The sequence below is a fragment of the Spirillospora sp. NPDC052242 genome (assembly GCF_040679555.1).
In the GTDB taxonomy this organism is placed as follows: domain Bacteria; phylum Actinomycetota; class Actinomycetes; order Streptosporangiales; family Streptosporangiaceae; genus Spirillospora.
The window spans coordinates 183,937-210,582 of record NZ_JBFAUZ010000007.1 but is presented as its reverse complement, the minus strand read 5'-3'; the positions used below and the strand labels follow the sequence as shown (position 1 = coordinate 210,582).

Below are 26,646 nucleotides of genomic sequence, written 5' to 3'. Positions count from 1 at the left end.
GCCCTGCGGCGCGAGACGGGGCCGCGCGCGCCGTCCGGGGCGAGGTCGTCCTTCATGGGCGCGATCCTATGCACCCGGACGACCTCGCCCGGACGGTCTCAATCCGGACGGTCTCAATCCGGACGGTCTCGATCCGGACGGTCTCGATCCGGTCGTGCTCGATCCGGTCGTGCTCGATCCGGTCGTGCTCGATCCGGTCGTGCTCGATCCGGTCGTGCTCGATCCGGTCGTGCTCGATCCGGTCGTGTCACTTCTCGGCGTACTCGGGGTATCCGTAGCCGACGATGCTCGAGGTCGAGCGCTCCCGGATCTTGACGGCGCTGTCGGTGTTGCCCTCCACCGTCTTGACGGTGCCGTCGTCGATCTCCTCGATCACCATGCCGACGTGGTCGATGGCGTCGATGGAGTCGCTGCCGCCCCAGTCGAAGAAGACGATCGCGCCGGGCTTGGGCTCGGTGCCCCAGCGGCCCTCGTCCTTGAACCACTGCGCGTGCGTGACCGTGTAGGCGTCGTGCCCGAACTGGTCGCTGGCCCCGATCTGGGAGCCGACCCACGAGACGAACATGCTGCACCACGCGGCGTCGCTGTAGCCCGAGAGGGAGCCGCCGTCCCGCTCGACCGTCTCCTTGGAACGTTCCGATTCGACGTACCAGTCGTTGAACTTCGTCTCGCCGTTGGCGTCCTCCTCGATGCCCACCTGCTTCTCCGCCATCGCGATGGCGTCCTGCGCGGTGGGCCTGCTCTTCTTCTTCGCCGCCCCGCTCTCCGCGGCCGGCGCGTCCGCGGACGCGCCGGCTCCGCCGGGCTCCCCGGCGTCGTCGGACGCCGCGGAACCGCCGGAACCGCGGTCGCCGCCGTCCTGCACGACCGCGAACCCGGCCGCGGTCTCGGCCGTCCCGGAGTCGAACGGCAGGACCGACGCCTGCGCGGTCGCCGCGGCGGTGCCGAGGACGGCCGCACCGACGACCACGCCGCCGGTGGTGCGCCACGAGAGGGGAATGGCGCTCCACGACCGGGGGGACGTCCGCAGAGTCTGCGGCACCGCGCGCATCTGCTCGCGGGCGTCGCGCAGGGCGGAGGGGAGGGGGGTGGAAAGGGGGAACGGGCCGGGCGTGCGTCGCCTGGCGGCCCGGTGCTTGCCTGCCACGGGGATTTCTCCTTGGCTTCCATTCCGCCTACCGGGTTAGCTGACGGGTTCGGGCGTGGAAGCCGCCCTACGGCCTGGGGGCAGGCCGATTCACCCCGAAAGAACTGGTGGGTCCCCGGCTCCGCGGCGGCCGTGCGCGGCCGCGGCGGACTCGGCGGCGGCGCGCCCGGGGGGCGGGCACGCCGGTGCGGATGGTCGGCCTCCCGGGGCGCGGTGCCCGCGGGGAGGCGGCGGGCGCGGCCGCCGGGTCGTCCGGCGACCACGCCCTGGAATGCCGTTTCGGCTAGATGGTCCTCACGTGCCCGTCAAAGGGCATGCGGGACGCCTCGAGAATCGGCTCTCGAAGAATTTCTGAGGGGATGTCGGACAGAATTCACACTCCGTTTCTTCCAGACGCCTACCGGGTTAGCTGACGGGTTCGGGCGGGAAGTGGCCCTACGGCCGTCCGCTGGACGTGTCCAGGGGACGGGCCGATTCACCCCGGCGTCGGAATGCCCGTCCGGAACGGTCCGGACTCCGACGCGAATGGGTCCCCGGCTCCGCGCGAGGCGGATTCGGCGTGCCGCTGCGAACGAGCGGCGCTGCTGTTGTGATGACGGCGGGCCCTGTCCAGGGGAACCGCCCGGGCCGTGCCCTGACCTCGTGGAACGCTGACAGCTCCATGCACGCTGCCGCGTGCGCACGGGACGGGTCTCGGCCTGGTCTCGCGGAGGCGGGGCCTCGGCGGGACCGACGCGGCACCGTCGCGGTGCCGCGGGCGGCACGCGGAACGTGCCGCCGGGGGGAGGCGACACGTGGGGCGTGCCGCCGGAAGGGGGGAGACGGCGCGTGGGGCGCGCCGCCCGTCGCACGACCACTGGATGTGCCGTGCGGGCCGCGGTGCCGGAGCGGCCCCGCGGACCGCGGCGTCTGGAGGGCGCCGCGAGTGAGGACAACGTACCAAAGCTTCAAGCGGAGGCAAATCCCCACTAAAACGACAACGGACCAGGTAGGACCTGGTCCGTCGTCTCCGGCGCCCGCTCCTGGACCTCGGCCGAGGCCCGCGTCGCGGGGCGTTCCTGGCACCCGGGGGGTGTGTCAGGGGCGCCCGGCGCCGTAGTAGTTGTTCAGGTAGTAACCCGAGGTGATGCTCACGACCTCGACGTTCTTCCCGGTGCGCGGCGCGTGGATCATCTGGCCGTTGCCGACGTACATGCCCACGTGCCCGAGACCGCTGAAGAACACCAGGTCGCCCGGCTGCAGGTCGCTCTTCGCGACCCGCTTGGTGGCCGCCCACTGCGAGTTCGTCGTGCGCGTGATGCTCACGCCCGCCGCCGCCCACGCCTTCATGGTGAGACCGGAGCAGTCGTAGGAGTTCGGGCCCTCCATGCCGTACCCGTACGGCTTGCCGAGCTGCGCGTAGGCGAAGTCGAGCGCCGTCCCGGCCGCGCCGCTGGCGGGACCGTTGTAGGTGCCGCCGACGCTGCCCGAACCGCTCGAGGAGGAGGTCGTGCCGCCGAGGCGGCGGACAAGCTTCTGCTGCTTGTCGATCTCCTTCTCGACCTTCGCCTTCTGCTTCTTGATCTCGTCGGACTTGGCCTTGACCTCCTCGTAGGCGGTCTTGGCCGCCGCCTGTTCCCGGCGGAGCCGCTGCGCGGTGGCGATGAACTGCGTGAGCTCGGAGCTGCGCTCGCGCGACAGCAGCGAGAAGACCGCGGACTGGTCGAGGATCGCCTGCGGGTCCTCGCTGCTCGCGAAGCCCGCCACGTTCGTGGCGTCGTCGCCGCCCTTCTTGTAGGCGTTGGCGGCCATCTGGGCGACGGTCCGGCGCTGCTCCTCGAACTTCGTCTGCTCTTCGGTCGCGCTCTTGTTCGCCGTCTGGTACTTCTTCTTGGCGATCTTGAGCTTCTCACCGATGTCGTTGTACTTCTCGACGTACTGATCGACCTTCTTGTTCAGCTCGTCGAGCTTCTTCTGCGCCTCCGCGGCCGTGGGCTGCGGGTCGGCGTGCGCCGCCACCGGGGCGGACACGAGCGAGGTCGTCACGGCGAGGCAGGCGGCGACCGCCAGCCCGCGAACCGCCCTCGCCGTCCCGAGCCCGCCCTTGCGGCGCGTGGGCTCCCCGATGTGATCATTGGTCACGGTCGAAATCAGCCCCTCTCGTCGACGACACAATCAGCCGACGACATTAGCGAGGCCCCACACCGCTCACAACCGGTTCATCACTATTTGCTCGGCTTCTCTGCCGAACACCCACTTTTCGTCACGGCAAGATCACGGAACGCCGGAGCTCACGGCACTCGCGGCCGGCGGCGTGGGAGATTTCTCACTCAGGAACGGCCGAGCCGCCGCAGCAAAAGCGTCGACGGGCAGGGCCGCGCATTCGCCCGCCGCGCCGCGTCGGCCACCTCGCGGTCCGACGAGACCACCACCACGGCCCGGCCCGGCGGCTCCGCCCGCACCAGCTCGCCGATCAGCTCGTCGGCCGTCTGCCCCGGGCTGCTGAACTTCACCCGGACGCCGCGCGGCGCGGCGATCGCCACCGGCCCGTCCAGCTCGGCCCCGTCGAACACGCACGTCACCTCGGCGCGGGTCTGCGCCGCGAGCCCGCCGAGCCCCGACACCAGCCGGTTGCGCTGGTCGGCCAGCGGCAGCTCCCCGTACCCCGTCTTCGTGACGTTGTAGCCGTCCACCACGAGATGCACCTGCGGCAGCGTCAGCAGCCGGTCCAGCAGCTGCGGGTCGCTGTCCGACAGCGCCCGCCCCGGCAGCGTCCGGTGCGTCAGCGCGTCCGGCTCCATCCCGCCGACCGCGTCCGCCGGCCGCCCGATGGTGGACGGCAGCGCCAGCTCCCGCCGGACGCCCAGCGCCGCGTCCTGCAGCGCGTCGAGCAGCATCCGCAGCCGGACGTCGTCCACGTTGCGGCCCTCGCGGGCGGCGCGCTTGGCCGCCTCCGCCGCCGCCTCCGCCCGCTCCGTCCGCGACCGCAGCTTGCGCAGCTCCTTGTCGGACGCCGCCGCGCGCTCCCGCGCGGCCGTCAGCTCCCGCTCCGCGTCGGCGGTCACCTCGGCGGCGTGCTCCTGCGCGGCCCGCGCCTTCGCGCGCGCGTCGTGCAGCTTGCGGCGCAGCTCCGCGACCTCCGCCTTCGCCCCGCGCAGCTCCGCCCGCAGCTTGTCGAGCTCCCCGGCGCGGGCCGTCCGGGCCGCCGCGACCTCCTCCTTCAGCGCGGCGACGCGCCGCTCGGCGTCCTGCTCCTGCGAGACCGTCGCGGACCGCTCCAACTCCTCCCGGGCCGCCTCGACGAGCGCCGTCCAGCCGGGCGGCCGCAGCAGGTACCCCAGCATCGCCACCCGCACCGGGTCGGCGGCGGGCGGGACGTCGCCGCCCTCGACCGCCTCGGCCAGCTCGGGCTGCGCCGCGCGCAGCGGCTCCGCGACGCTCGCCCGGAACCCGGCGTCCTTCTCCAGCAGCGCCGCGATGTGCTGCCCGGCGAGCTTGGCCCGCTTGCGGCGCTCGAACCGCGCGAACCGGCGCAGCGGCATGGGAACCTCACCGGACGGCAGCGCCCCGAGCAGGTCGGCGGCCGTCTCCACCACGCCGTGCCGCACCGCCTCGGGCAGCGGCCGCTCCAGCCGCTCTTCGGGCCCGCTGTCGATGATCCCGCTCCTTCCGGGGTTGCCGCCGGTGCGCTCTCCGGGAAGGACAGGTCTTCCCGGGCGCCCCGCACCCTAACCGGCGCCCCCGTCCGGCCGACCCCGCCACCCTAGCGGCACGGTCGCCCGCGGGTGGCGTCCTCCGTGACTGTCGGTGGCGTCCTCTACGGTCGCCGTCATGACGACTGCGCACGGGAACGATGTGCCGGACGTCGGGGTCCAGGGCACTCTGGACGACCTCGGGACGCCCCTGGCCGAGGTGACCTTCGTCGTGGTCGACCTCGAGACCACCGGCGGTTCCGCGGCCGACTCGGCCATCACCGAGATCGGCGCCGTGAAGGTGCGCGGCGGCGAACCGCTCGGCGAGTTCGGCACGCTGGTCGACCCCGGCGGCCCGATCCCGCCGTTCATCACCGCCCTGACCGGCATCACCACCGCGATGGTGACGGCCGCCCCCCGGATGGACTCGGTCCTGCCCGCGTTCCTGGAGTTCGCGCAGGGCAGCGTCCTCGTCGCGCACAACGCGCCCTTCGACATCGGGTTCCTCAAGGCGGCGTGCGCCGCGCAGGGGCGCGCCTGGCCCGCCTTCCCCGTCGTCGACACCGTCGACCTCGCGCGCCGCGTCCTGTCCCGCGACGAGGTCCCCAACTGCAAGCTGGGCACGCTCGCCCGGTTCTTCCGCACCGCCACCGAGCCGACGCACCGCGCGCTCGCCGACGCCCGGGCCACCGTCGAGGTGCTGCACGGCCTCATCGAACGGCTCGGCTCCTTCGGCGTCACCTCCCTGGAGGACATGCGCGGCTTCGCCAAGGCCCCCACCCCCGAGCAGCGCCGCAAGCGGCACCTCGCCGACGGCGTGCCGAGCGCCCCCGGCGTCTACCTGTTCGAGGACGGCTCCGGCGAGGTGCTGTACGTCGGCAAGAGCGGCGACCTGCGCTCCCGCGTCCGCAGCTACTTCACCGGCTCGGAGACCCGCCGCCGCGTCCGCGAGATGGTCGGCCTCGCCGAGAACGTCCGCACGATCCCGTGCGCCACCGGGCTGGAGGCCGAGGTCCGCGAGCTGCGGCTCATCGCCGAGCACAAGCCCCGCTACAACAAGCGGTCGAAGTTCCCCGAGCGGGCCATCTGGCTGAAGCTCACCGACGAGCCGTTCCCCCGGCTGTCCATCGTCCGCGAATGCCGCGACGACGGCGCCTGCTACCTCGGCCCCGTCTCGTCCCGCCACCAGGCCGAGGAGGCGCGCGCCGCGCTGCACGAGGCCGTCCCGCTGCGGCAGTGCACCCAGCGGCTCACCCCGCGCCTCATCGACGCCGGACGGGCCCGCACCTGCGCCCTCGCCGAGCTGGGCCGCTGCGGCGCCCCCTGCGAGGGGCGCGAGTCCGCCGCCGACTACGCCGCGCACGCCGACACCGCCCGCGCCGTCATGCGCGGCGACGTCCGCCCGGTGGTCGCCGCCGCGCAGGTCCGCATCGACCGGCTCGCCGCCGAACTGCGCTACGAGGAGGCCGCCGCGCAGCGCGACCGCCTGCACGCGTTCGTCCGGGCCGCCGCCCGCGGGCAGCGGCTCGCCGCGCTCGCCGCCCTGCCCGAACTCGTCGCGGCCCTGCCCGCCTTCGACGGCGGCTGGGAGCTGTCGGTCGTCCGGTACGGCCGGCTCGCCGCTGCCGGGACGGTCCCGCCGCAGGCCCGCCCACGCCCCTACGTCGACGCGCTCATCGCCACCGCCGAGACGGTGTTCCCGCCGTTCGGCGGCGCACCGGGCGGCGTCGCGCTCGGCGCGCCGCCGTCCACCGGCGCCACCGCCGAGGAGATGGAGTGCGTGCTGCGCTGGCTCGACCGCCCCGGCGTCCGCCTGGTCGAGGTCGGCGGGACGTGGACGTGCCCGGCGCACGGCGCCGAGGGGCAGCGCGAACGCCTCGACCGGGCCACCCGCGACCGCGCCTACGGCGACCGCGCCTACACCGCGCACGCGACGCAGTCCCGCGCGTCCCGCCGCCCCATGCGCTGACCCCGCTAGAGTGACGTGATCGTCCGCGCACGCATCCCCGGGGGACCGCCCGCACATGGCACTGCCGCTCTACGACAGCCAGCCCGCGCGGCGCGTGCCCTGGGTGACGTACGTGCTGGTCGCGGCCAACGTCGTGGTGTTCCTGCTCACCCCCATGTCGAACTTCGCGACCTGGTACGGCGAGGACGAGGTGCGCCGGTGCAACGCCGTCCACTTCGGCTACGAGTACGGCGCGGTGCCCAAGGAGCTGACGACCGGGGACCAGCAGCCGTTGCCGACGGAGGAGCGGTACGAGTGCGGCCCCGCCGACGGCGGCAAGATCCCCTGGACGTCGGCGTTCACCTCGATGTTCGTGCACTCGGACGCGCTGCACCTGCTCGGCAACGTCGTCGCGCTGTTCGTCATCGGGATGGGGCTGGAGGACCGGCTCGGACGGTGGCGGTACCTCGCCGCCTACCTGCTGTTCGGGCTCGCGGCCGTCTACGGGTTCGCCTACACCTCGCCCGACTCCGTCGTCCCGCTCATCGGCGCGTCCGGGGCCATCGCCGGGGTGATGGGCGCCTACGTCATCCTCAACCCGCGGGGACGCGTCGTCACCTGGGTGCTGCCCGTCATCGTGATGCGGCTGCCGGTGTGGGTCGTGCTCGGCTACTGGTTCGTCGTCCAGTGGCTCTCGCTCGGGCAGGAGAGCAACGTCGCGTACGCCGCGCACATCTGCGGGTTCGTCGCCGGGGCGCTGTTCGCCCTCCTCGCCCGCCGCGCGGGTCCCGCCCGCCGGTTCGCCGCGCTGAGCCGCGGCTGACGGCGCCGTCCACCGGCCCCGGCGGCGCCGCCGCGCGGCGGAACGTCCCGATAGAGTCGGGTCGTCACGCAACAGGGGAGGGTGCAGTGGTCACTGCGATCGTGTTCGTCAAGGCCGACGTCGCGCGCATCCACGAGGTGGCCGAGGCGATCGCCGCGCTGGAAGGCGTCAGCGAGGTCTACTCCGTCACCGGGGACAGCGACCTCATGGCGATGGTCCGGGTCCGGCGGCACGAGGAGCTGAACGACGTCATCCCCGGGCGGCTCAACAAGGTCCCCGGCGTCGTCGGCACCGAGACGCACATCGCGTTCCGCACCTACTCCAAGCACGACATCGAGGCCGCGTTCTCCCTCGGCCTGCCCGACGCCGACTGACGCCGGGACGCTCCGGCGTCCGGCGTCCGGCGTCCGGCCCGCCCGGAGGCGGGCCGGGACGCGTCAGCCGCGCAGGCCCTGCGACACCTCGACCCAGCGGGCCAGCAGCTCGTTCGCCGCGCCCGAGTCGATCGCGCGGCCGGCCCGCTCGTACGCGGCGCCCAGCGCGCCGGTCAGCTCGTCCGCGGGCGGCGCGCCGTCGTAGGCCGTCATCAGCGCGGCCGCGTTCAGCAGCACCATGTCGCGGACCGGGCCGGTCTCGCCCGCGAACAGGTCCCGGGCGACCCGCCCGTTGAACGCCGCGTCGGCGCCGCGCAGGTCGTCGGGCGTGGCGCGCGGGATGCCGAGGTCGGCCGGGTCGAACGTCGTCTCGGTCGCCGTGCCGTCGCGGACGACCCACACCGTCGAGGTGCCCGTGGTGGTCAGCTCGTCCAGGCCGTCGTCGCCGCGGAACACCAGCGACGAGCAGCCGCGCGCTGCGAACACGCCCGCGATGACCCCGGCCATCCGCGGGTGGAACACCCCGACGGCCTGCGCGGTCGGCCGCGCCGGGTTCGTCAGCGGGCCGAGGAAGTTGAACACCGTGGGGGTGCCGAGCTCGCTGCGCGTCCGTCCGGCGTACTTCAGCGCGGGGTGGAACCGTGGCGCGAAGCAGAAGGTGATGCCGGTCTCCTCGACCACCCGGGCGGTGGCCTCGGGGGACAGGTCGATGGCGACGCCGAGGTGCTCCAGCAGGTCCGCGGACCCGCACGACGACGACGCCGCCCGGTTGCCGTGCTTGACGACGGTGACGCCCGCCGCCGCCGCGACCACCGCCGCCATCGTCGACACGTTCACCGTGTGGGCGCGGTCGCCGCCCGTCCCGACCAGGTCGGCGATGGGGCCCGGCACGTGGATCGGCGTGGCGTTGTCCATCATGCCCTCGGCGAGCCCGGCGACCTCCGCGACGGTCTCGCCCTTGGCGCGCATCGCGACGGCGAAGCCCGCGATCTGCGCGTCGGTGGCCTCCCCGGCCATGATCGTGTTCATGGCCCAGGACGTCTCCTCGCTCGTCAGCGACTCGCCGTCGAGCAGCGCGTTGAGCAGAGCGGGCCAGGTCGTGCGCGCGTCCATGTCTCCCCAGGTGAGGTCGGTCACCGGGGACGGGCGGTGCGGGCTCCCGGCCGGGGTGTCGGGCCGGGGCTTCGCCCCGCCTCCCCGGCGAGCTGGTGTTACAGGGCCGGAAGGCGGTTCTCGAGGCGCCAGCGCATGAGGCCGGCGAGCGCCTTCGCGAGGGCCATCGGGTCCAGCGGCAGGCTCACGACGGCGTCGGCGCGCGACCAGGTCGCGAGCCAGCCGTCGTCGCGCCGGGCGATGATCGCCAGCACCGGAGGGCAGTCGAAGACCTCGTCCTTGGCCTGGCGGCACACGCCGAGCCCGCCCGCGGGCTGCGCCTCGCCGTCCACGACGAGCACGTCGATGCCGCCCTCGTCGAGCCGCCGGACCACGGCGGGCTGGGTCGCGCACTCGACGAACTCGACCCGCGGCACGTCCGCGGCGGGGCGGCGCCCGATCGCCGTCCGGATCCGGGCGCGGGTGTTCGCGTCGTCGCTGTAGACGAGAACCTTCATCGGGCTCTCCGGGGCGGTGCTCATGTCGAGGAAGGTTACCCGCTCCGGGCCGCGCGCACGAGATCCCGGGCGGGTTTTCGGCGGTCGGGCGGGCTCCCCGAACACGCCCGGGAACTCTAGGAGGGGGGTCATGCGTCACTCACGGGATAGGGGCGCAATAATGCTGCCCGTGACAGCATCCGCGATAGAGACAACACCTCACGCACGGGCGAACCGTCCCAATCTGGTCAGCGTGGGGACGATCGTTTGGCTGTCGTCCGAGCTGATGTTCTTCGCGGCGCTGTTCGCGATGTTCTTCACGATCCGCTCCGTGACGATCGGCCAGTCCGGGCAGGACGCCTGGCCGGGCGCCCACCTCAGCCTGCCGCTGGCATCGATCAACACCACCATCCTGGTCCTGTCGTCCGTGACCTGCCAGATGGGCGTGTTCAAGGCGGAGGCCGGGAAGGTCGGGCGCGACGGCAGCCTCCTGAACTTCCGGCGCTGGGGACTGCGCGAGTGGTACGTCCTCTCGTTCCTCATGGGCGCCTACTTCGTCGCCGGCCAGGCCTACGAGTACTACGAGCTCGTCGTGCACGAGGGGCTGACGCTCTCGTCCTCCGCCTACGGGTCGGTCTTCTACCTGACCACCGGCTTCCACGGGTTGCACGTCACCGGCGGCCTCATCGCGTTCCTGTTCGTCCTCGGACGGACGTACGCCGCGAAGAGGTGGACGCACGAGCAGGCCACCAGCGCGATCGTCGTGTCCTACTACTGGCACTTCGTCGACGTGGTGTGGATCGGCCTGTTCGCCGCGATCTACCTGCTCGACCTGTGACGACCTGACCCGACTGACCTACCAGACGACATGACCCGAACGGGGATTTCCGTGAAAAGGTTCACCGCATGGCGACGGCGCCCGTGGGCGGGCTACGCCGTCGTGCTGGCGGCCCTGGCGGCGATCGGCGTCATCTACGCCGGCTTCTCGCCGCAGACCGAGCGCGCCCAGGCGGCGGCGGGCAAGGCCCAGACCGCCGAGGACATCGAGCATGGCAAGCAGCTGTTCAACAAGAACTGCGCGAGCTGCCACGGGCTCAACGGCGAGGGCACCAAGGACGCCGAGGGCAACTGGATCGCTCCCAGCCTCATCGGGGTCGGCGCCGCTTCCGTCGACTTCCAGGTCAGCACGGGCCGCATGCCCGCGATGAACCCTGGGGCGCAGATCCCGCGCAAGGACCCGATCCCCGTGTTCGACACGACGATCTCGACGGACTACGAGGATCCGAAGGAGCGCGAGGAAGCCGAGAAGCAGAAGGCCGAGGCGGAGGACAACCTCCACGACCTGATCGCTTACATCGACTCCCTGGGCGGCGGCCCGCCGATCCCGCCGGAGTCGGTCACCGACCCCGAGGGCGGTGACGCCGCGCTCGGCGGGAAGCTGTTCCGCACCAACTGCGCCCAGTGCCACAACTTCACCGGTCAGGGCGGCGCCCTCACCGGCGGTAAGTACGCGCCGGCGCTCTCGACGAGCGACGTCACGCCCACGCAGATCTACGAGGCCATGCTGACCGGCCCGCAGGCGATGCCGGTGTTCAACGACACCACGCTCACGCCCAAGGACAAGCAGGCCATCATCGCCTACCTGGTCGAGACGCGGGAGGAGCCGAACCCCGGAGGCTGGGGCCTCGGCCGCATGGGCCCGGTGAGCGAGGGCCTGGCCGGCTGGCTGTTCGGCATCGGCTTCCTGGTGCTGTCGGCCATGTGGATCACCGCGAAGAAGCCGAAGAAGCTGAAGAAGTCATGAGCGACGACAACAAGGAGACCGCGGGCTCCAAGGGCCCGCGCGAGGAAGGCGGGCCGCGCGAACGCGTGATCGGCACGCCGTCCCCGGCGAGGGACAAGGCTCTCCTCGCCGAGGACGACATCTCCGCGCCCGCGGGCAGCGGGGAGCAGCTGGACGAGCAGTCGGCGAGGCGCGCCGAGCGCGTCGTCGCCCTGCTCTTCCTGCTGGCGTTCGCGGCGAGCGTCGCCTTCATCGCCTACTACATCGGCTGGAGCGGCCGCGACGGCGGGATGCACGGCATCCTGCGCGCCCAGGAGTCCAACTTCTGGCTGGGCGGCACGATGGCCGCCGCGTTCCTGCTGATGGCGGCCGGCGTCACCCTCTGGGTGCGCCGTCTGATGACCAGCAAGCCGATCACGCAGGAGCGGCACGAGCTGGTCAGCGACGCGGAGACGCGCGCGGCGTTCACCCAGGACTTCCTGGAGGGCGCCGCCGACAGCGGCATCACCAAGCGGCCGCTGCTGCGCCGGACGCTGCTGCTGGCCGCCGCGCCGCTGGGCCTCGCCCCGCTGGTGCTGCTGCGCGACCTCGGCCCGCTGCCGGAGAAGCGGCTGCGCCACACGCACTGGGGCCCGGCCGTCGAGAAGGCGAAGAAGGAGGGGAAGAAGGGCGTCCGCCTGGTGGTGGACGGCACCCACAAGCCCCTCAAGGTCAGTGACTTCGCCACGCCCGGCTCGATGATCACGGTGCTGCCCGAGGGCATCGAGGAGCAGGTCGACGAACACGACGTGCTCACCGAGGTCGCCAAGGCCGTCACCATCCTGATCAACGTGCCGTCGGGCGACTTCAAGCCCGCCGAGGGCCGGGAGAACTGGCACGTCAACGGGATCGTGGCGTACTCGAAGGTCTGCACGCACGTCGGCTGCCCGGCGGCCCTGTACGAGCAGACGACGCACCACATCCTGTGCCCGTGCCACCAGTCGACCTTCGACGCGACGGACGCGGCCAAGGTGGTCTTCGGCCCGGCCGCGCGGCCGCTGCCGCAGCTGCCGCTCAGCGTCGAGGACGGGTACATCATCGCGACGAGCGACTACCGCGAGCCCGTCGGCCCGAGCTTCTGGGAGCGCGGATGAGCGACACGACGGCTCCGAAGGCGATCGAGGGCTCGCTGGGCTTCATCGACGAGCGCCTCGGCTCGACGAGCTTCTTCAAGCGCAACGTCAAGAAGGTCTTCCCGGACCACTGGTCGTTCATGCTGGGCGAGATCGCGCTGTACTCGTTCATCATCCTGCTGCTGACCGGGACCTTCCTGACGCTCTGGTTCAAGCCGAGCATGGTCGAGGTCGTCTACCACGGCTCGTACGAGCAGCTCCAGGGCGTCAAGATGTCCGAGGCGTACGCCTCGACGCTGCACATCAGCTTCGACGTCCGCGGCGGACTGCTCATGCGGCAGATCCACCACTGGGCCGCGATCCTGTTCATGGCGTCGATCCTGGCGCACATGCTGCGGGTGTTCTTCACCGGCGCTTACCGCAAGCCGCGCGAGCTGAACTGGCTGATCGGCATCACCATGTTCATCCTGGGGATGCTCGAGGGCCTGTTCGGCTACTCGCTGCCGGACGACCTGCTGTCGGGCACCGGCCTGCGGATCACCCAGGGCGTGCTCGAGGCGATCCCGCTGGTCGGCACCTACGGGTACATGTTCCTGTTCGGCGGCGAGTTCCCCGGCACGGACATCGTCCCGCGGCTCTACATGCTGCACATCCTGCTGATCCCGGGCATCATCCTCGCCCTGGTGACCGCCCACATGATGATCATGTGGCACCAGAAGCACACCGCGATGCCGGTCAAGAACCAGACCGAGAAGCAGGTCTACGGCTACCCGTTCTACCCGGTCTTCATGGCCAAGACGGGCGCCTACTTCCTGTTCACGTTCGGTGTGCTGGCGCTGATGGGGGCGTTCTTCCAGATCAACCCGATTTGGTTGTTCGGCCCGTACGATCCGGGGGCCATCTCCGCCGGGTCGCAGCCCGACTGGTACATGGGCGTCCTGGAAGGCTCGCTGCGGCTCATGCCGGGTTGGGAGACCAACCTGTGGGGTCACACGATCAGCTGGAACGTGTTGATCCCGGCGACGCTGCCGCTCGGCATCGTGTTCGGCGGCGCGATGGCGTGGCCGTTCCTCGAGCAGTGGGTGACCGGCGACCGCCGCAGCCACCACGTGAACGACCGTCCGCGCAACGCCCCGGTCCGCACCGGGATCGGCATGGCGGCCGTCACGTTCTACGGGCTGTTCTGGCTGGCCGGCGCGAACGACGTCCTCGCGGAGAAGTTCCACGTGTCGCTGTTCGCCACGACGTACTTCTTCCGGGTCGCGATCTTCGTCGGGCCGGTGCTGGCGTACATCATCACGAAGCGGATCTGCCTCGGCCTGCAGCGCAGGGACGCCGACACCCTCGGGCACGGCGTCGAGAGCGGCATCATCACGATGTCGCCCGAGGGCAAGTTCGCCGAGCGGCACGAGCCCGCCAAGGAGGAGGAGCGCGCCAAGCTCCTCGCCAAGGAGACCGCCCGTCCGCCGGCCCCGACGAAGGACGCGCAGGGCATCCCCGCGCCGTCCTCGAAGGGACCGCTCGGGCACCTGCGCGCCCGCCTCAACCGTGCCTGGAACATCGACGACATTCCCGTCGAGGAGCACGGCCACGAGGAGAACGGCCACGGCGGCCACGCCGAGGTCGAGAGCGGCGAGGAGTCGAAGGGCTCCAAGGAGCTGCGCAGCTGACCCGCGGCGCACCGCTACGCGCGGAGGGCCCGCCACCGGACGACCGGTGGCGGGCCCTCCGCCTTTCCCCGGCACGCCCGGCCGGTGACGTGCACGGACCCGGCCCTCCCTATCCTTGGCAGCGATGACCAAGACCCTCGTCGTGACCAATGACTTCCCGCCCCGCCCCGGCGGCATCCAGGCGTTCGTGCACGCCCTGGCGCTGCGCCGTCCGCCCGGTTCGGTGGTGGTGTACGCGCCCGCCTGGGAGGGCGCCGCGCGCTTCGACGCCGAGCAGCCGTTCCCCGTCGTCCGGCATCCGGGCTCGCTGATGCTGCCGGAGCCGGGCGTGCTGCGGCGGGCGGCGGACCTGCTGCGCGCCGAGGACTGCGACTCCGTCGTGTTCGGCGCGGCGGCCCCGCTCGGGCTGCTGGCCCCGGCGCTGCGGCGGCGCGGCGCGCGGCGGCTGGTCGGCATCACGCACGGGCACGAGGCCGGCTGGGCGGCACTGCCCGTCGCGCGGACCCTGCTCGGCCGGATCGGGGACGGCGTCGACGTCCTCACGTACCTGGGGGAGTACACGCGCTCCCGGATGGCGCGGGCGCTGAGCCCGGCCGCGGCGGCGCGGATGGCGCACCTCGCGCCGGGCGTGGACGAGAAGGAGTTCCGGGCCGGGGCGGGCGGCGCGGACGTCCGCGACCGGTACGGGCTCGCCGGCCGTCCGGTGGCGGTGTGCGTGTCGCGGCTGGTGCCGCGCAAGGGGCAGGACGCGCTGGTCCACGCGTGGCCGCGGGTGCTGCGGCGGGTTCCGGACGCGGCGCTGCTGCTGGTGGGCGGCGGCCCGTACCGCGCCGAGCTGGAGCGGCTGGCGGAGTCCCTCGGGGTGTCCCGCTCGGTGGTCTTCACCGGGAGCGTGCCGTGGGAGGAACTGCCCGCGCACTACGACGCCGGGGACGTGTTCGCGATGCCGTGCCGCACCCGCCGCCGCGGCCTGGACGTCGAGGGGCTCGGCATCGTGTACCTGGAGGCGTCCGCGACCGGCCTGCCGGTCGTCGCGGGCGACTCGGGCGGCGCGCCCGACGCCGTCCTGGACGGGGAGACGGGCGTGGTGGTGCCGGGACGGTCGGTCGCGCGGGTCGCCGCCGCCGTCGCGGACCTCCTCGCCGACCCCGCGCGCGCCCGCGCGATGGGCGAGGCGGGACGGGCGTGGGTGGAGCGGGAGTGGCGCTGGGAGATCCAGGCGGCGCGGCTGGGAACGCTGCTCGACGGCTGAGGAAATAGCGCCTCCGGGCGCGTACCGCGTCCGGTCAACGGGTGACAGGATGCCTGCTATGGAGAACGCGCACGTCGAGGACGCATGGGTCCGGGTTCCGGGGGCGGCCGCCCGCTGGCTGGAGCAGCTCGATCCCGAGCACGGGTACAGCGGGTTCCAGCCGCCGCGCCGTCCCGACGCGGCTTGGGTGCTGCACGCGATGTACGCGTGGGAGGAGGGGCTCGTCACCACGACGCACGACGACCTCCACAAGTCGATGACCGAGGCCGGGCTGACGGGGACGTCGCGGCTGCCGGAGCCGGTGAGCGACGTCAGCGAGCTGCTGCAGGGCGCGATCGACACGGGCACCGACCTCGGGCGCACGGGGCATCCGGGGCGGGGGTGGCGGCGGCTGCGGTGGCGGGAGCTCGCGCGCGGCTTCGGGGAGCCGGTCGTCCCGGAGGGGAAGCTGCCCGGGAACCGCTGTCTGCGGCAGGCGCACCCGGCGGGGAGCTGGTCGGCGGCGATCCGGCCGCCCGCCGAGGGCTGCCTGGACCGGGAGAGCTGGCAGCGGCTGATCGGGGTGCTGCTGAGGTACACCCCGTCGGGCGCCGACACCCGCTGCCTGGCGTACTACTGCCCGCTCGTGACGAACGAGTGGGAGGAGGACACGGTCCTCGTCGGGCGTCTCGGCGACGCGGGCCCGCTGTACGACCACCCGTCCATGAACAGCTGCCCGTCGAACCTGTGGCCGGAGGACCGGTCCTGGATCGTGTACTGCGACTGGGACCTGTGGGGGACGAAGATCGTCGGCCCGGCCGCGCTGGTCGACGCGGTGCTGGCCGACCCCGATCTGGAGGGCGTCCGCCTCCCCTGGACGAGCTGAACCGTCCGGGTCACGCGGGCCCGCGGCGGGACGCGGCGACCAGCAGGGCGCCGGCGGCCAGCAGCGCGGCGAGGATGAGGCCGAGGGCGCGCAGCCCGTGGCCGGTCAGCGCCGCGGCGAGCTGCGGCCCGAGGCTGGCGCCCGCGAACAGCAGCGCGCTGTGCAGCGAGACGGCCGGTGCCCGCGCGGCGCCCGCCCGCGCGACGACGATGTCGATGAGGCCGGGGGCGGCGACGGCGGTGCCCGCGGTGACGAGCATCAGCAGCAGAGCGAGCCCGAGCGTCCCCGGCTCCAGCAGGCCGACGAGCGCGACGCCGGCCGCCGACAGCGCGAGCGCCGCGGCGGCCCGCGCGGGCCCGGGGACGCGGGCGAGCCGGGCGGTGAGGAACGGGACCGCGAGGATGACGGGCAGCGCGCTCGCGCGCAGCTCCAGCAGCCCGGTGGTGCCGGTGAGCTGCAGCCCGGTGTAGATCGCGACGAACGGTCCGAGCACGACGGGGACGGCGAGGAACAGCGGCCACAGGCCGGGGGCGGGCAGCAGCCGCAGCATGGTGCGGTAGGCGGCGAGGGGCGAGGCCCCGCCGGTCGGCCCGTCCGGCAGCAGGACGCGCGCGAGCACGACGGCCGCGGCGGCGAACGCGACGCCGCCGGCGAGGAAGAACGACCGCCAGCCGAACGCGGCGGCGAGGCCCTGCGCGGCGAGCTGGCCGACGACGGCGGCGGCGAGGAAACCAGTGGTCATCGCGGTGACGGTGACGAGCCTGCGGTGCGGAGCGACGCGCTCGCCGACGTAGGCCATCGCGACGGGCGGGAACGCGCCGATGGTGACGCCCTGCACGATCCGCAGCACGATCCCGATCTCGGCGGACGGCGCGGCGGCGACGAGCGCGGTGGTGACGGCGGTCGCCGCGACGCCGCCGACCATGACCCGGCGGCGGCCGACCCGGTCCGACAGCGGCCCGAACAGCAGGAACCCGGCGGCGTACCCGAACCCGAACACGCTGACGAGCCAGGTCAAGGACGCCGGGTCGACGCTCCAGCCGGCCGCGGCACGCCCGAGCAGCGGGATCATCCCGTACAGCTGGCTGGTGGCGAGCAGCGCGGTGACCGCGAGCACCGCCACGGTAGCCCCGAACGGCGCATACCCGCCCCCCACCGCCGACCCCGCCGAGGCCGAGGCCGGGGACGTCCCCGCGGACGCCCCGGAGGACGGGGTGGCGGAGCCGGCCGACCGGTTTGCGGACGGCTCGGCGGCGGGGTCGGTGGAGGCCGAGGGCGGTTTTGTGGACGGGGTGGTGGGGGAGTCGGCGGCAGGGATCGGAGGGGGTGCGGCCAAAGGCTCGGTGGAGGGGCGGGCTCTGGTGGTGCGGCGGGTCATGGTGGGGGACGGTAGTCAACCAACTGGTTGGATGTCAACCAACCGGTTGGTGGCGGGATTCGGTACGATGCGCACATGCCGAAGAACCCCGCGACCGCCACCCGGGACGCACTGCTCGCCGCCGCCCGCGAGGAGTTCGCCGAGCACGGGATCGCCGGGGCGCGCGTCGACCGCATCGCCGCCCGCGCGGGCGTCAACAAGGAGCGGATCTACGGCTACTTCGGCAACAAGGAGAAGCTGTTCGACGCCGTCATCAAGGAGGCGCTCGACGAGTTCGCCGCGACGATCGGCGTGCTCGGGGACGACCCGGTCGCGTACGTCGGCGAGGCGTTCGACCACTACCGCGAGCATCCCGACCTGCTGCGGCTGCTGATGTGGGAGGCGCTGCACGACCGCTCCGACGCGCTGCCCGACCAGCCGTGGCGGGTGGAGCGCTGCGGCCGGAAGGTCTCGTCGCTCGCCGAGCGGCTGGGGGAGGAGCCGTCGCCCGAGGTGGGGCGCGCCGTGCTGTCGCTGCTCGGGCTCGCGATGATGCCGCTGGCGCTGCCGCAGCTCGCCGAGCTGCTCGGCGCGAAGCTCGACTCGCCGGAGGCGGTCGCGGCGATGCGGGAGCACGTCATGCGGTTCGCCGGCGCGGCGCTGGAGGGGCGCGCGGCCGCATCCGGCTGAGGGCGCCTGTCGGGCGCCGCCGTAGGATCGCGTCATGGACGTAGTGATCGCTGGCGGGCACGGGCAGATCGCGTTGCGGCTGTCCCGGCTGCTCGCCGCACGGGGGGACACGGTCCGGGGCATCATCCGCAACCCGGACCACGCGGACGACCTGCGGGAGGCCGGGGCGGAGCCGGTCGTGCTCGACCTGGAGGAGGCGGCCGTCGAGGACGTCGCGGGCCTGCTCGCCGGCGCGGACGCCGTCGTGTTCGCCGCCGGGGCCGGACCGGGCAGCGGGGCGGCGCGCAAGGACACCGTCGACCGGGCCGCGTCGGTGCTCGCGGCGGACGCGGCGGAGCGGGCCGGGGTCCGCGACTTCCTGCAGATCTCGGCGATGGGCGCGGGCGAGCGGACCGACCCGTCCCGCGACGAGGTGTGGGCCGCCTACGTGCGGGCCAAGGGGGAGGCGGAGGACGACCTGCGCGCGCGGGACGCCCTCGACTGGCTGATCCTGCGCCCGGGCCGCCTCACCGACGACCCGGGCACCGGGCTCGTGCGCCTGGAGGAGCCGCCGATCGGGCACGGCGCCGTCACCCGCGACGACGTCGCCGCCGTCCTGGTGGCGCTGCTCGACGAGCCGCGCGTGCGGCGCCGCACCCTGGACCTGCTGAACGGCGGGACGCCGGTCGCCGACGCCGTCGCCGATCTGTGCGGCTAGCGGTCAGGCGGTGTAGAGCGCTTCGATCTCGCCGGAGAAGTCCTTCATCACCACGTTGCGCTTGACCTTGAGGCTCGGGGTGAGGTGCCCGGCCTCCTCGGTGAAGTCGACGCCGAGCACGACGTGCTTCTTGATCGCCTCGGCGCGGCTGACCGCCTTGTTGGCCTCGGCGACCGCGGCCTCGATCTCGGCGACGAGCTCGGGGTCGCGGCGCAGCTCGTCCACGGTCATCGCGGCGGGCTTGCCGTGCCGCTCCTTCCAAGGGCCGAGCGCCTCCTCGTCCAGCGTGATCAGCGCGCTGATGAACTTGCGGCCGTCCCCGACGACCAGGCACTGGCTGATCAGCGGGTGAGCGCGCAGCCGGTCCTCCAGCGGGGCGGGCGCGACGTTCTTGCCCGCGGCGGTGACCAGGATCTCCTTCTTCCGGCCGGTGATCTTCAGGAAGCCGTCGTCGTCGAGGGAGCCGAGGTCGCCGGTGTGAAGCCAGCCGTCCTCCAGGGACTCCTTCGTGGCGGACTCGTTGTTCCAGTAGCCGCGCATGACGTTGACGCCGCGGAACAGGACCTCGCCGTCCTCGGCGATGCGGACGTCCACGCCCGGGATCGGCTGCCCGACGGTGCCGATCTTGATGGCGCTGGGCCGGTTCACCGCCGCCGGGGCGGTGGTCTCGGTGAGCCCGTAGCCCTCGAGGATCGTGATGCCGACGCCGCGGAAGAAGTGGCCGAGCCGCTCGCCGAGCGCGGCGCCGCCGGACACCGCGTACTGCACCCGCCCGCCGACGGCCGCGCGCAGCTTGCCGTAGACGAGCACGTTGAACACCGCGTGCCTGGCCTTCAGCGCGAGGCCCGGCCGGCCGCCGTCGTCCAGCGCCCGGCTGTAGGCGATCGCGGTGTCGGCCGCCGCCTTGAAGATCTTGCCCTTGCCGCCGGCGATCGCCTTCTGCTCGGCGCCGTTGTAGACCTTCTCGAACACGCGCGGGACGGCCAGCAGGAACGTCGGCCGGAACGAGGCGAGGTCGGGCAGCAGGTTCGGGATGTCGCTGTGCCCGAGGACGATCCCGCCCTCGATGCTCGCGACCTCGATCAGCCGCGCGAACACGTGCGCGAGCGGCAGGAACAGCAGCGTCGCGCTGCCGTCCACGGCGACCTCGGAGATGGCGCCCTGGACGGCGTTGCGGGCGGTCAGCACCAGGTTCCCGTGGGTGATCTCGCAGCCCTTCGGGCGCCCGGTGGTGCCGGAGGTGTAGACGAGCGTGGCGACGTCCGCCGCGCCGCGCGCGCGTCGCCGCTCGGCCGCCGCGTCCTCGCCGACGTCCCGGCCCAGCCCGGTCACCTCGGCGACGGCGCCAGCGTCGATGCCCCAGACGTGCGTCAGGTCCGGGAGCCCGCCCCGGACCTGCTCGATCGACGCGATGTGCGCGTCCGTCTCGGCGAACACGGCCTTGGCGCCGGAGTCGCCGAGGATCCATTCGATCTGCTCGGGGGAGGACGTCTCGTAGATCGGCACGGCGACGGCGCCCGCCGCCCAGATGCCGTAGTCGAGGACGGTCCACTCGTACCGCGTCTTCGACAGCAGGCCGACCCGGTCGCCGGGTTCGATCCCGGCCGCGATCAGGCCCTTCGCGACGCCGGTCACCTCGGCGGCGAACTCGGCGGCGGTGACGGCGCGCCACGCGTCGCCGTGCTTGCGGCGCAGCACGATGGTGCCGGGGGCCTCGGCCGCCCGGGTGAACGGCGCGTCGGTCAGGTTGGCAGAGTCGGGGACCTCCACCATCGCGGGGACGCTGAACTCGCGCACGGCCTGCTCCTCGATCGATCTCCGGGACTGCGGGGAAACCGTCCGGCTTCTCCGGAACGGCATGATACCCACGGGTAGGAAAGGTGCTCGCCCCGTGCGCACGCGGCCCGGTCAACGGACGGCAAAGAGCGCGGCCGTCCCGTGGCGGCGGGGGCCGGTTCCTCTACGCTTGGTCGGGTCTCACAGGAACCTGGGCCGGGGGTGCCGCATGTCGCTGCTCGAAGTGATCGCGCTGACCGCCGCCGACGCGCGCGCCGCGCAGGAGGGCGGGGCCGACCGGCTCGAGGTCGTCGCCGACATGGCCGCCGACGGCCTGACGCCCGACCCGGACGTGCTCGCCGCGATCCGGGACGCCACCGACCTGCCGCTGCGGGTGATGCTGCGCGCCAACGCCGGGTTCGGGACCACCGGCGCCGAGCTGGACCGGCTCCGGCACGCCGCCGCCGGGCTCGCCGAGGCGGGCGCGGACGGCTTCGTCCTCGGCTTCCTCGACTCGTTCGGGCACGTCGACGCGGCCGCGACGGAGAAGCTCGCCGCGGCGGCGGGGCCGCTGCCCTGGACGTTCCACCGCGCCCTCGACCACGCCGCCGACCCGGCGGACGCGTGGAAGGTCGTCCGCGGCTTCGGCGGCGGGCTCGACACGGTCCTGACCGCCGGTTCGGCGCGCGGCGTCGACGCGGGCGTGGACGTCCTGGTGCGGCGCGCCGCCGAGGACGCCGCCGCGGCCGGGCTGATCATGGCGGGCGGCGGGCTGCGCCGCAAGCACGTCGCGGTGCTGGCGGCCGCGGGGATCGGGTCGTTCCACGTCGGCACGGCCGTCCGTCCCGACGGGTCCTGGGACGCGCCCGTGGACGCGGCGCTCGTCGCCGAGTGGCGCTCGCTCGTCGCCGCGGCCGCCGACGGCTAAACCGCCGGCGGGCGGGGGAGCGGGAACGCGCGGACAGCGGGCCGGTGGGTGTGTTCCGTTCTGGTTCGCCCCATTAGAGTCGGTTCATGAGGATCCACGTGGTGAGCGACGTCCATGGCCGCGCGGAGGCGCTCCGGACCGCGGCGGACGGCGCGGACGCCCTCATCTGCCTGGGCGACCTCATCCTGTTCATCGACTACTCCGACCACGCGCAGGGCATCTTCGCCGACCTGTTCGGCCGCGCCAACGCCGACCGCTTCATCGAGCTGCGCACCCAGAAGCGGTTCGACGAGGCGCGCGCGTTCTCCCGCGACCTGTGGGCGTCCCTGGAGGGCGACGCCTGGCCGCACATCGAGCGGGCCGTCGACCGCCAGTACGCCGAGCTGTTCGCGGCGATGCCCACCCCCGCCTACCTGACGTACGGGAACGTGGACGTCCCGCGCATGTGGGGCCCGCACCTGCGCGAGGGGCACCGCGTCCTGGACGGCGAGACCGCGGAGATCGGCGGCCTGCGGTTCGGGTTCGTCGGCGGCGGGCTGCGCACCGAGTACCGCACCCCCTACGAGCTGGACGACGAGACGTTCGCGGCGAAGGTCGCGGCCGTCGGAGAGGTCGACGTGCTGTGCTGCCACATCCCGCCCGCCGTCCCCGACCTGCTGTACGACACGGTGGCGCGCCGGTTCGAGCGGGGCAGCGAGGCGATCCTCGAGGCGATCCACCGGACGGAGCCCCGGTACGTCCTCTTCGGGCACGTGCACCAGCCGCTGGCGTCCCGCATCCGTATCGGACGGACCGAATGCGTGAACGTGGGCCATTTCCGTGCGCGCGGCGTGCCGTACGTCCTGACGGTGTGAAGGATACTGGCGGGGGCGTCCACGCGAGGTTCACGCTCCGGCCCCGCGGCGGCCACGCACCGTCCACCCGAGTCCACGCAGAGCCGGAAGGGAAACGCAGATGGCGGACCGCACCAGTTCCTCCCTCACCGTCCAGGCGGGCAAGGCCGAGATCATGGCGGTGATCGCCGATCTGGAGGCGTACCCGGAGTGGGCGAGCGGCGTCCGGGAGTTCACGGTGCAGGAGACGGGCGCGGACGGCCGCGCGGAGCGGGCCCGGCTGACGTTCGACGGCGGCCCGTTCAGCGACACCGTCGGCCTCGTCTACACCTGGGAGGGCGACGACCGGGTGACGTGGCGGCTGGCGGACAAGGGGACGGTCGTGACCGGCCTCGACGGCGCCTACACCCTCGCGGACGAGGCGGGCGGCACCCGCGTGACCTACGACCTGACCCTGGACGTCCGGGTGCGGGTGCCCGGGATGGTGAAGCGCAAGGCCGAGAAGCGCATCGTCGACACCGCGCTCAAGGGCCTCAAGAGCCGGGTGGAGCGCTGAACCGGATGCCCTCCCCCTGCGACGACGGATGGATGATGGAGTCATGAGCGACCAGCCTGGCGACATCCTGGACGAGGCGGGCCGGGTCTTCGACGCGCTGCTGCGGCGCGCGTCCCGGGCCGGAATCTTCGGCGACCCCCGGCGGCCGGACGACCGGGACCGGGACCGCGGCCCCGAGCGCGACCGCGGCCGTCCCGCGGCGGACGAGCCCGGCGACGTGTGGGCGGCGGCGACCGCCGAGCCGCCGCGCGCCGACGGCGCCCGCGCGCACGGCGGGGCGGAGGAGCCGCGCATCGCCACCGGCGCGCCCGAGTGCCGCGACTGCCCGGTCTGCCGGGCCATCGCGATCCGGCGCGAGGCGGGCGGCGACGTGGCCCGGCACCTGCGGGACGCCGGCGAGTCGCTGCTGGCGGCCGCCCTCGACGTGATCGCCGCCGCCGACCGCGCCCGGGACGGACGTCCGCGCGACGGCGGCGGGCGGGACGCGGGTACGTACCGGAAGCGGTCACGCCAGGAGTCGGCGGGCCGCCCGGCGGGTACCTCTGATCGGTCGGGGGAGCGGCACGACCGTCCGGAGGGCGACGCGTGGTCGGCCGCCACCGGCGGTTCCGGCGGCTCCGGCGACTGACGTGCAGTGCGGTACGCGCCCCGTGGGGGGCCGCGTGAAGAGGAGGATGCGTACATGGCCCTGACCATCGGCGTGGATGTGGGCGGCACGAAGGTGGCCGCGGGGGTCGTCGACGACCGTGGAACGATCCTGGAGAAGGTCCGGCGGCCGACGCCCTCGACCAACCCCAAGGAGACCGCCGAGGTCATCGCCGAGGTCGTCGAGCTGCTGAAGGGCAAGTACGCGGACGTCACGGCGGTCGGGCTCGGCACCGCGGGGTTCGTCGACGAGACCCGCTCCACCGTGCTGTTCGCGCCGAACCTCGCCTGGCGGGACGAGCCGATCAAGAAGAAGGTGGAGAGCCTCGTCGGGCTCCCGGTCGTGGTGGAGAACGACGGCAACGCCACCGCCTGGGGCGAGGCCCGGTTCGGCGCCGGGCGCGGCGAGGACCACCTCGTCCTCATCACGCTCGGCACCGGCATCGGCGGCGGCGTCGTGCTCAACGGCGAGCTGTACCGCGGCCGGTTCGGCATCGGCGCCGAGGTCGGCCACTTCCGGGTCGTCCCGGACGGGCGGCGCTGCGGCTGCGGCAACCGGGGCTGCTGGGAGCAGTACGCCAGCGGCAACGCGCTCGTCCACGAGGCCCGCGACCTGGCCCGGGTGGCGCCCGCGATGGCGGGACGGCTGCTGGAGCTGGGCGGCGGCACCCCGGAGGGCATCCGCGGGCCCGAGGTGACGCAGGCGGCGCGGGAGGGCGACCAGGCGGCGCTGGAGTGCTTCCGGACGGTCGCGCAGTGGGCCGGGCAGGGCCTGGCGGACCTCAGCGCCATCCTCGACCCGGGCGCGTTCATCATCGGCGGCGGCCTGTCGGACGCCGGCGACCTGCTGCTCGATCCGATCCGCACGTCCTTCGGGGAGGCGCTGACGGGGCGCGGCCACCGCCCGCTGCCCGACATCCGTATCGCGGAGCTGGGCTCGGCCGCCGGGATCGTCGGTGCCGCCGACCTCGCCCGGGTGCCCGCGCCCACCCTGTGACGGGCCCGTGGCGCGCGACGTGACCGGGGGCGCGGCCCGGTGACGTCCCTGCGCGTGATGAGCTACAACGTCCGGTCGCTGCGCGACGACCCCGCCGCGGTGGCGCGGGTCGTCCGCGCGGTCCGGCCGGACGTGCTGTGCCTGCAGGAGGTCCCGCGGTTCTGGGGCTGGCGCGGCAAGCGGCGGCGGCTGGCCCGCGACTGCGAGACGGTCGTCGCGGCGGGCCGCCGGGCGTGCGGGCTCGCGGTGCTCGCGGCCCCGCACGTCCGCCGGGCGGGCCGCGAGTTCCACCTGCTCACCCCCGAGCCGGATCTGCACCGGCGGGCGCTGGTCGTCGCGGTCCTGGAGGTCGGCGGGTCCCGGCTCGTCGCGGCGTCCACGCATCTCGACCTGGCGGCGGAGCCCCGCCGGCGGCACGTCCGGGAGATCCTCGACCTGCTGGACCGGGCGCGCGAGCGGTACGCGGCGCCGGTGGTGCTGGCCGGGGACGTCAACGAGGAGCCCGGCGGCCCCGCCTGGTCGCTGCTGGCGGAGCGCCTGCGGGACGGCCACGCGGTCGCCCCGGCGGGGGAGGCGGCGACGTTCTCCGCCCGCGCCCCCCGCAGGCGCATCGACGGCGTCTTCGCCGACCCGGACGTCGAGATCATCGGGTGCGGCGTTCCCGGCGACGAGACGGCGCCCACCGCGGACTACGCCGCCGCCACCGACCACCGCCCGGTGGTCGCCGATCTTCGCCTTCCCTGACTTACCGCCGGGCCACAAATAATTAACCGCCCAATTCGTCCGCACGAACGTGCTTTGTCGTCCACCCGAAAAGCATTTCCGCAGGTGGCGCCCCTGGGCGGCCGGTCATCGTGGGCGCCGGAATTATCCGGCCCCCCTCCCCGCGGGGGCGAGCGCGCCGGTCAACGCCAGGGTCGGCGAACCCGCGCATAATGCGCTTCCGAAATGTGGCGTTGACGCAATTCCATGGACCGTTACCGTGAACGTGGCCCCGACGATTCCGGAGGATCTCCATGGCACGTCCCGCGGTGCCCTTTCCCGTCCATCGCGACGACCCCCTCCATCCGCCGGCGGAGTACGCCGCGCTGCTCGACGGGCCGCCGGTCCGGGTGCGGACGCCCGACGGGGCGGAGCACTGGATGGTGTCGCGGCTCGCCGACGTGCGGGCCGTCCTCGCCGACCCCCGGCTCAGCGCCAACGACACCCACCCCCACGAGACGACCGCCAACATGATCGGGCTCGGCACGTTCGCGCTGCTGCGGCACCCGGCCGAACCGGCCCGGCTCCGCGCGGACCCCGCGCTCGTCCGTCCGGCGGTGGAAGAACTGCTGCGGTACCTGACGATCGTCCATCGCGGCACGCAGCGCGTGGCGAGGGAACCCGTCGAGGTGGGCGGCGTGACGATCGGGGCGGGGGAGGGCGTCGTCGTCGCGCTGGCCGCGGCCGACCGCGACCCCGGCGCGTTCGCCGACCCCGACGCCTTCGACCCGTCCCGTCCGCCGGGCCACCACGTCGCGTTCGGGTTCGGCGCGCACCAGTGCATCGGCCAGACCCTCGCCCGGGTCGAGATGGAGATCGCGTTCGCCCGGATGCTGGAACGCCTCCCCGGCCTCGCCCTGGCCTGCGCCCCCGAGGAGATCGTGTTCCGCGACTCGGTCGTGTACGGCGTGCACGCCCTGCCGGTGACATGGTCGGGGGAGCGGGAGTGAGCGGGCCGACCGCCGCGGGCCGGCTGAGCATCGATCGCGACGCGTGCCGGGGCGCGGGCCAGTGCGCCTACAACGCCCCCGACCTGTTCGACCAGGACGAGGACGACGGCCTCGTGGTGCTGCTGAACGCCGAACCGGCGCCCGGGCGGCTCCAGTCCGCGCGCCGCGCCGCGGACGCCTGCCCGAACCGCGTGATCGTCCTGACCGAACCGGGGTGAGGG

The 26,646-nt window shown here is 73.6% G+C and carries 26 protein-coding genes and 2 riboswitches; of the genes, 19 read left to right on the top strand and 7 right to left on the bottom strand.

The genetic code is table 11. The features are described 5' to 3' along the window. Positions 1–247: 247 nt before the first annotated feature. From AB0L25_RS08415 to AB0L25_RS08405, 3 genes are all read right to left on the bottom strand, one after another. Positions 248–1,147 carry a C40 family peptidase gene (locus AB0L25_RS08415; protein ID WP_500169944.1) on the bottom strand — a complete coding sequence of 300 codons (900 nt, stop codon included), beginning with the start codon at positions 1,145–1,147 and terminating at the stop codon, positions 248–250. 11 nt (positions 1,148–1,158) lie between these two features. Continuing rightward, positions 1,159–1,286: riboswitch (cyclic di-AMP (ydaO/yuaA leader) on the bottom strand. A gap of 240 nt (positions 1,287–1,526) precedes the next feature. Next, a riboswitch (cyclic di-AMP (ydaO/yuaA leader) is annotated at positions 1,527–1,717 on the bottom strand. Positions 1,718–2,224: 507 nt separating this feature from the next. Further along, the gene (locus AB0L25_RS08410; protein ID WP_500169943.1) at positions 2,225–3,268 is read right to left on the bottom strand and encodes a C40 family peptidase; all 1,044 of its coding nucleotides are present in this window, start codon (positions 3,266–3,268) and stop codon (positions 2,225–2,227) included. A 188-nt stretch (positions 3,269–3,456) separates the two neighbouring features. Further along, positions 3,457–4,722 (bottom strand): NYN domain-containing protein, encoded by a 1,266-nt coding sequence (locus AB0L25_RS08405; RefSeq protein WP_500169941.1) that lies wholly within the window; start codon positions 4,720–4,722, stop codon positions 3,457–3,459. Positions 4,723–4,957: 235 nt separating this feature from the next. On the opposite strand from AB0L25_RS08405, the gene AB0L25_RS08400 reads away from it, so the two are divergent. From AB0L25_RS08400 to AB0L25_RS08390, 3 genes are all read left to right on the top strand, one after another. Continuing rightward, entirely contained in the window at positions 4,958–6,787 is a 1,830-nt protein-coding gene (locus AB0L25_RS08400) for a DEDD exonuclease domain-containing protein (protein ID WP_500169940.1), read from the top strand. Positions 6,788–6,842: 55 nt separating this feature from the next. Beyond that, positions 6,843–7,589, top strand: a complete 747-nt coding sequence (locus AB0L25_RS08395) for a rhomboid family intramembrane serine protease (protein WP_500169938.1) — start codon at positions 6,843–6,845, stop codon at positions 7,587–7,589. 86 nt (positions 7,590–7,675) lie between these two features. Next, positions 7,676–7,963, top strand: coding sequence for an Lrp/AsnC family transcriptional regulator (locus AB0L25_RS08390; RefSeq protein ID WP_500169936.1), 288 nt, complete (start codon positions 7,676–7,678; stop codon positions 7,961–7,963). 63 nt (positions 7,964–8,026) lie between these two features. Here the strand turns inward: AB0L25_RS08390 and trpD are convergent, their stop codons facing one another. Further along, entirely contained in the window at positions 8,027–9,076 is a 1,050-nt protein-coding gene (trpD, locus tag AB0L25_RS08385; protein ID WP_500169935.1) for an anthranilate phosphoribosyltransferase, read from the bottom strand. 98 nt (positions 9,077–9,174) lie between these two features. Continuing rightward, on the bottom strand, positions 9,175–9,597 hold the full coding sequence (locus AB0L25_RS08380) for a hypothetical protein (protein ID WP_500169933.1): 423 nt from the start codon (positions 9,595–9,597) through the stop codon (positions 9,175–9,177). 106 nt (positions 9,598–9,703) lie between these two features. Between AB0L25_RS08380 and ctaE the strand changes: the two genes are divergently transcribed. The 6 genes from ctaE to AB0L25_RS08350 all read left to right on the top strand — a co-directional run bounded on the left by ctaE (position 9,704) and on the right by AB0L25_RS08350 (position 16,234). Then, positions 9,704–10,390, top strand: a complete 687-nt coding sequence (ctaE, locus tag AB0L25_RS08375; RefSeq protein ID WP_500169931.1) for an aa3-type cytochrome oxidase subunit III — start codon at positions 9,704–9,706, stop codon at positions 10,388–10,390. A 51-nt stretch (positions 10,391–10,441) separates the two neighbouring features. Beyond that, positions 10,442–11,356, top strand: a complete 915-nt coding sequence (gene qcrC, locus AB0L25_RS08370) for a cytochrome bc1 complex diheme cytochrome c subunit (RefSeq protein ID WP_500169929.1) — start codon at positions 10,442–10,444, stop codon at positions 11,354–11,356. Beyond that, a complete protein-coding gene (qcrA, locus tag AB0L25_RS08365; RefSeq protein ID WP_500169927.1) occupies positions 11,353–12,468 on the top strand; it encodes a cytochrome bc1 complex Rieske iron-sulfur subunit in 1,116 nt (371 codons plus the stop codon). Before qcrC ends, qcrA begins: the two co-directional genes overlap by 4 nt. Continuing rightward, entirely contained in the window at positions 12,465–14,117 is a 1,653-nt protein-coding gene (qcrB, locus tag AB0L25_RS08360) for a cytochrome bc1 complex cytochrome b subunit (protein WP_500169925.1), read from the top strand. The genes qcrA and qcrB overlap by 4 nt, the downstream gene beginning before the upstream one ends. Before the next feature lie 124 nt (positions 14,118–14,241). After that, positions 14,242–15,369 (top strand): glycosyltransferase family 4 protein, encoded by a 1,128-nt coding sequence (locus AB0L25_RS08355; protein ID WP_500169923.1) that lies wholly within the window; start codon positions 14,242–14,244, stop codon positions 15,367–15,369. Between the two features lie 58 nt (positions 15,370–15,427). Continuing rightward, positions 15,428–16,234, top strand: coding sequence for a hypothetical protein (locus AB0L25_RS08350; protein WP_500169921.1), 807 nt, complete (start codon positions 15,428–15,430; stop codon positions 16,232–16,234). Positions 16,235–16,244: 10 nt separating this feature from the next. Here the strand turns inward: AB0L25_RS08350 and AB0L25_RS08345 are convergent, their stop codons facing one another. Further along, a complete protein-coding gene (locus AB0L25_RS08345; RefSeq protein ID WP_500169920.1) occupies positions 16,245–17,357 on the bottom strand; it encodes an MFS transporter in 1,113 nt (370 codons plus the stop codon). Positions 17,358–17,687: 330 nt separating this feature from the next. Between AB0L25_RS08345 and AB0L25_RS08340 the strand changes: the two genes are divergently transcribed. After that, positions 17,688–18,281, top strand: a complete 594-nt coding sequence (locus AB0L25_RS08340; RefSeq protein WP_500169918.1) for a TetR/AcrR family transcriptional regulator — start codon at positions 17,688–17,690, stop codon at positions 18,279–18,281. Between the two features lie 34 nt (positions 18,282–18,315). Continuing rightward, positions 18,316–18,978, top strand: a complete 663-nt coding sequence (locus AB0L25_RS08335; protein ID WP_500169916.1) for an SDR family oxidoreductase — start codon at positions 18,316–18,318, stop codon at positions 18,976–18,978. Positions 18,979–18,981: 3 nt separating this feature from the next. Here the strand turns inward: AB0L25_RS08335 and AB0L25_RS08330 are convergent, their stop codons facing one another. Continuing rightward, a complete protein-coding gene (locus tag AB0L25_RS08330) occupies positions 18,982–20,775 on the bottom strand; it encodes an AMP-dependent synthetase/ligase (protein ID WP_500169915.1) in 1,794 nt (597 codons plus the stop codon). A 208-nt stretch (positions 20,776–20,983) separates the two neighbouring features. Between AB0L25_RS08330 and AB0L25_RS08325 the strand changes: the two genes are divergently transcribed. The 8 genes from AB0L25_RS08325 (at position 20,984) to AB0L25_RS08290 (ending at position 26,643) form a co-directional block, all read left to right on the top strand. Continuing rightward, positions 20,984–21,682 carry a copper homeostasis protein CutC gene (locus AB0L25_RS08325; protein WP_500169913.1) on the top strand — a complete coding sequence of 233 codons (699 nt, stop codon included), beginning with the start codon at positions 20,984–20,986 and terminating at the stop codon, positions 21,680–21,682. An 86-nt stretch (positions 21,683–21,768) separates the two neighbouring features. Beyond that, positions 21,769–22,536 carry a metallophosphoesterase family protein gene (locus AB0L25_RS08320; protein ID WP_500169911.1) on the top strand — a complete coding sequence of 256 codons (768 nt, stop codon included), beginning with the start codon at positions 21,769–21,771 and terminating at the stop codon, positions 22,534–22,536. A 100-nt stretch (positions 22,537–22,636) separates the two neighbouring features. After that, positions 22,637–23,071 carry an SRPBCC family protein gene (locus AB0L25_RS08315; RefSeq protein ID WP_500169909.1) on the top strand — a complete coding sequence of 145 codons (435 nt, stop codon included), beginning with the start codon at positions 22,637–22,639 and terminating at the stop codon, positions 23,069–23,071. A gap of 43 nt (positions 23,072–23,114) precedes the next feature. Then, positions 23,115–23,699: a hypothetical protein gene (locus AB0L25_RS08310; RefSeq protein ID WP_500169907.1), complete on the top strand. Its 585-nt coding sequence runs from the start codon at positions 23,115–23,117 to the stop codon at positions 23,697–23,699. Positions 23,700–23,753: 54 nt separating this feature from the next. Beyond that, positions 23,754–24,713, top strand: a complete 960-nt coding sequence (locus tag AB0L25_RS08305) for an ROK family glucokinase (RefSeq protein ID WP_500169905.1) — start codon at positions 23,754–23,756, stop codon at positions 24,711–24,713. Positions 24,714–24,752: 39 nt separating this feature from the next. Next, entirely contained in the window at positions 24,753–25,457 is a 705-nt protein-coding gene (locus AB0L25_RS08300) for an endonuclease/exonuclease/phosphatase family protein (protein ID WP_500169903.1), read from the top strand. Positions 25,458–25,729: 272 nt separating this feature from the next. Further along, the gene (locus AB0L25_RS08295; protein WP_500169901.1) at positions 25,730–26,425 is read left to right on the top strand and encodes a cytochrome P450; all 696 of its coding nucleotides are present in this window, start codon (positions 25,730–25,732) and stop codon (positions 26,423–26,425) included. Further along, positions 26,422–26,643 carry a ferredoxin gene (locus AB0L25_RS08290; RefSeq protein ID WP_500169899.1) on the top strand — a complete coding sequence of 74 codons (222 nt, stop codon included), beginning with the start codon at positions 26,422–26,424 and terminating at the stop codon, positions 26,641–26,643. The genes AB0L25_RS08295 and AB0L25_RS08290 overlap by 4 nt, the downstream gene beginning before the upstream one ends. The last annotated feature ends 3 nt before the right edge of the window (positions 26,644–26,646 follow it).

Excerpts from the sequence above, each read along its gene's own strand:
- AB0L25_RS08400 (WP_500169940.1), top strand. The coding sequence starts at position 4,958 with ATGACGACTGCGCACGGGAACGATGTGCCGGACGTCGGGGTCCAGGGC.
- AB0L25_RS08395 (WP_500169938.1), top strand. The coding sequence starts at position 6,843 with ATGGCACTGCCGCTCTACGACAGCCAGCCCGCGCGGCGCGTGCCCTGG.
- trpD (WP_500169935.1), bottom strand. The coding sequence starts at position 9,076 with ATGGACGCGCGCACGACCTGGCCCGCTCTGCTCAACGCGCTGCTCGAC.
- AB0L25_RS08380 (WP_500169933.1), bottom strand. The coding sequence starts at position 9,597 with ATGAGCACCGCCCCGGAGAGCCCGATGAAGGTTCTCGTCTACAGCGAC.
- ctaE (WP_500169931.1), top strand. The coding sequence starts at position 9,704 with ATGCGTCACTCACGGGATAGGGGCGCAATAATGCTGCCCGTGACAGCA.
- qcrA (WP_500169927.1), top strand. The coding sequence starts at position 11,353 with ATGAGCGACGACAACAAGGAGACCGCGGGCTCCAAGGGCCCGCGCGAG.
- qcrB (WP_500169925.1), top strand. The coding sequence starts at position 12,465 with ATGAGCGACACGACGGCTCCGAAGGCGATCGAGGGCTCGCTGGGCTTC.
- AB0L25_RS08355 (WP_500169923.1), top strand. The coding sequence starts at position 14,242 with ATGACCAAGACCCTCGTCGTGACCAATGACTTCCCGCCCCGCCCCGGC.
- AB0L25_RS08350 (WP_500169921.1), top strand. The coding sequence starts at position 15,428 with ATGGAGAACGCGCACGTCGAGGACGCATGGGTCCGGGTTCCGGGGGCG.
- AB0L25_RS08340 (WP_500169918.1), top strand. The coding sequence starts at position 17,688 with ATGCCGAAGAACCCCGCGACCGCCACCCGGGACGCACTGCTCGCCGCC.
- AB0L25_RS08335 (WP_500169916.1), top strand. The coding sequence starts at position 18,316 with ATGGACGTAGTGATCGCTGGCGGGCACGGGCAGATCGCGTTGCGGCTG.
- AB0L25_RS08325 (WP_500169913.1), top strand. The coding sequence starts at position 20,984 with ATGTCGCTGCTCGAAGTGATCGCGCTGACCGCCGCCGACGCGCGCGCC.
- AB0L25_RS08320 (WP_500169911.1), top strand. The coding sequence starts at position 21,769 with ATGAGGATCCACGTGGTGAGCGACGTCCATGGCCGCGCGGAGGCGCTC.
- AB0L25_RS08315 (WP_500169909.1), top strand. The coding sequence starts at position 22,637 with ATGGCGGACCGCACCAGTTCCTCCCTCACCGTCCAGGCGGGCAAGGCC.
- AB0L25_RS08310 (WP_500169907.1), top strand. The coding sequence starts at position 23,115 with ATGAGCGACCAGCCTGGCGACATCCTGGACGAGGCGGGCCGGGTCTTC.
- AB0L25_RS08305 (WP_500169905.1), top strand. The coding sequence starts at position 23,754 with ATGGCCCTGACCATCGGCGTGGATGTGGGCGGCACGAAGGTGGCCGCG.
- AB0L25_RS08295 (WP_500169901.1), top strand. The coding sequence starts at position 25,730 with ATGGCACGTCCCGCGGTGCCCTTTCCCGTCCATCGCGACGACCCCCTC.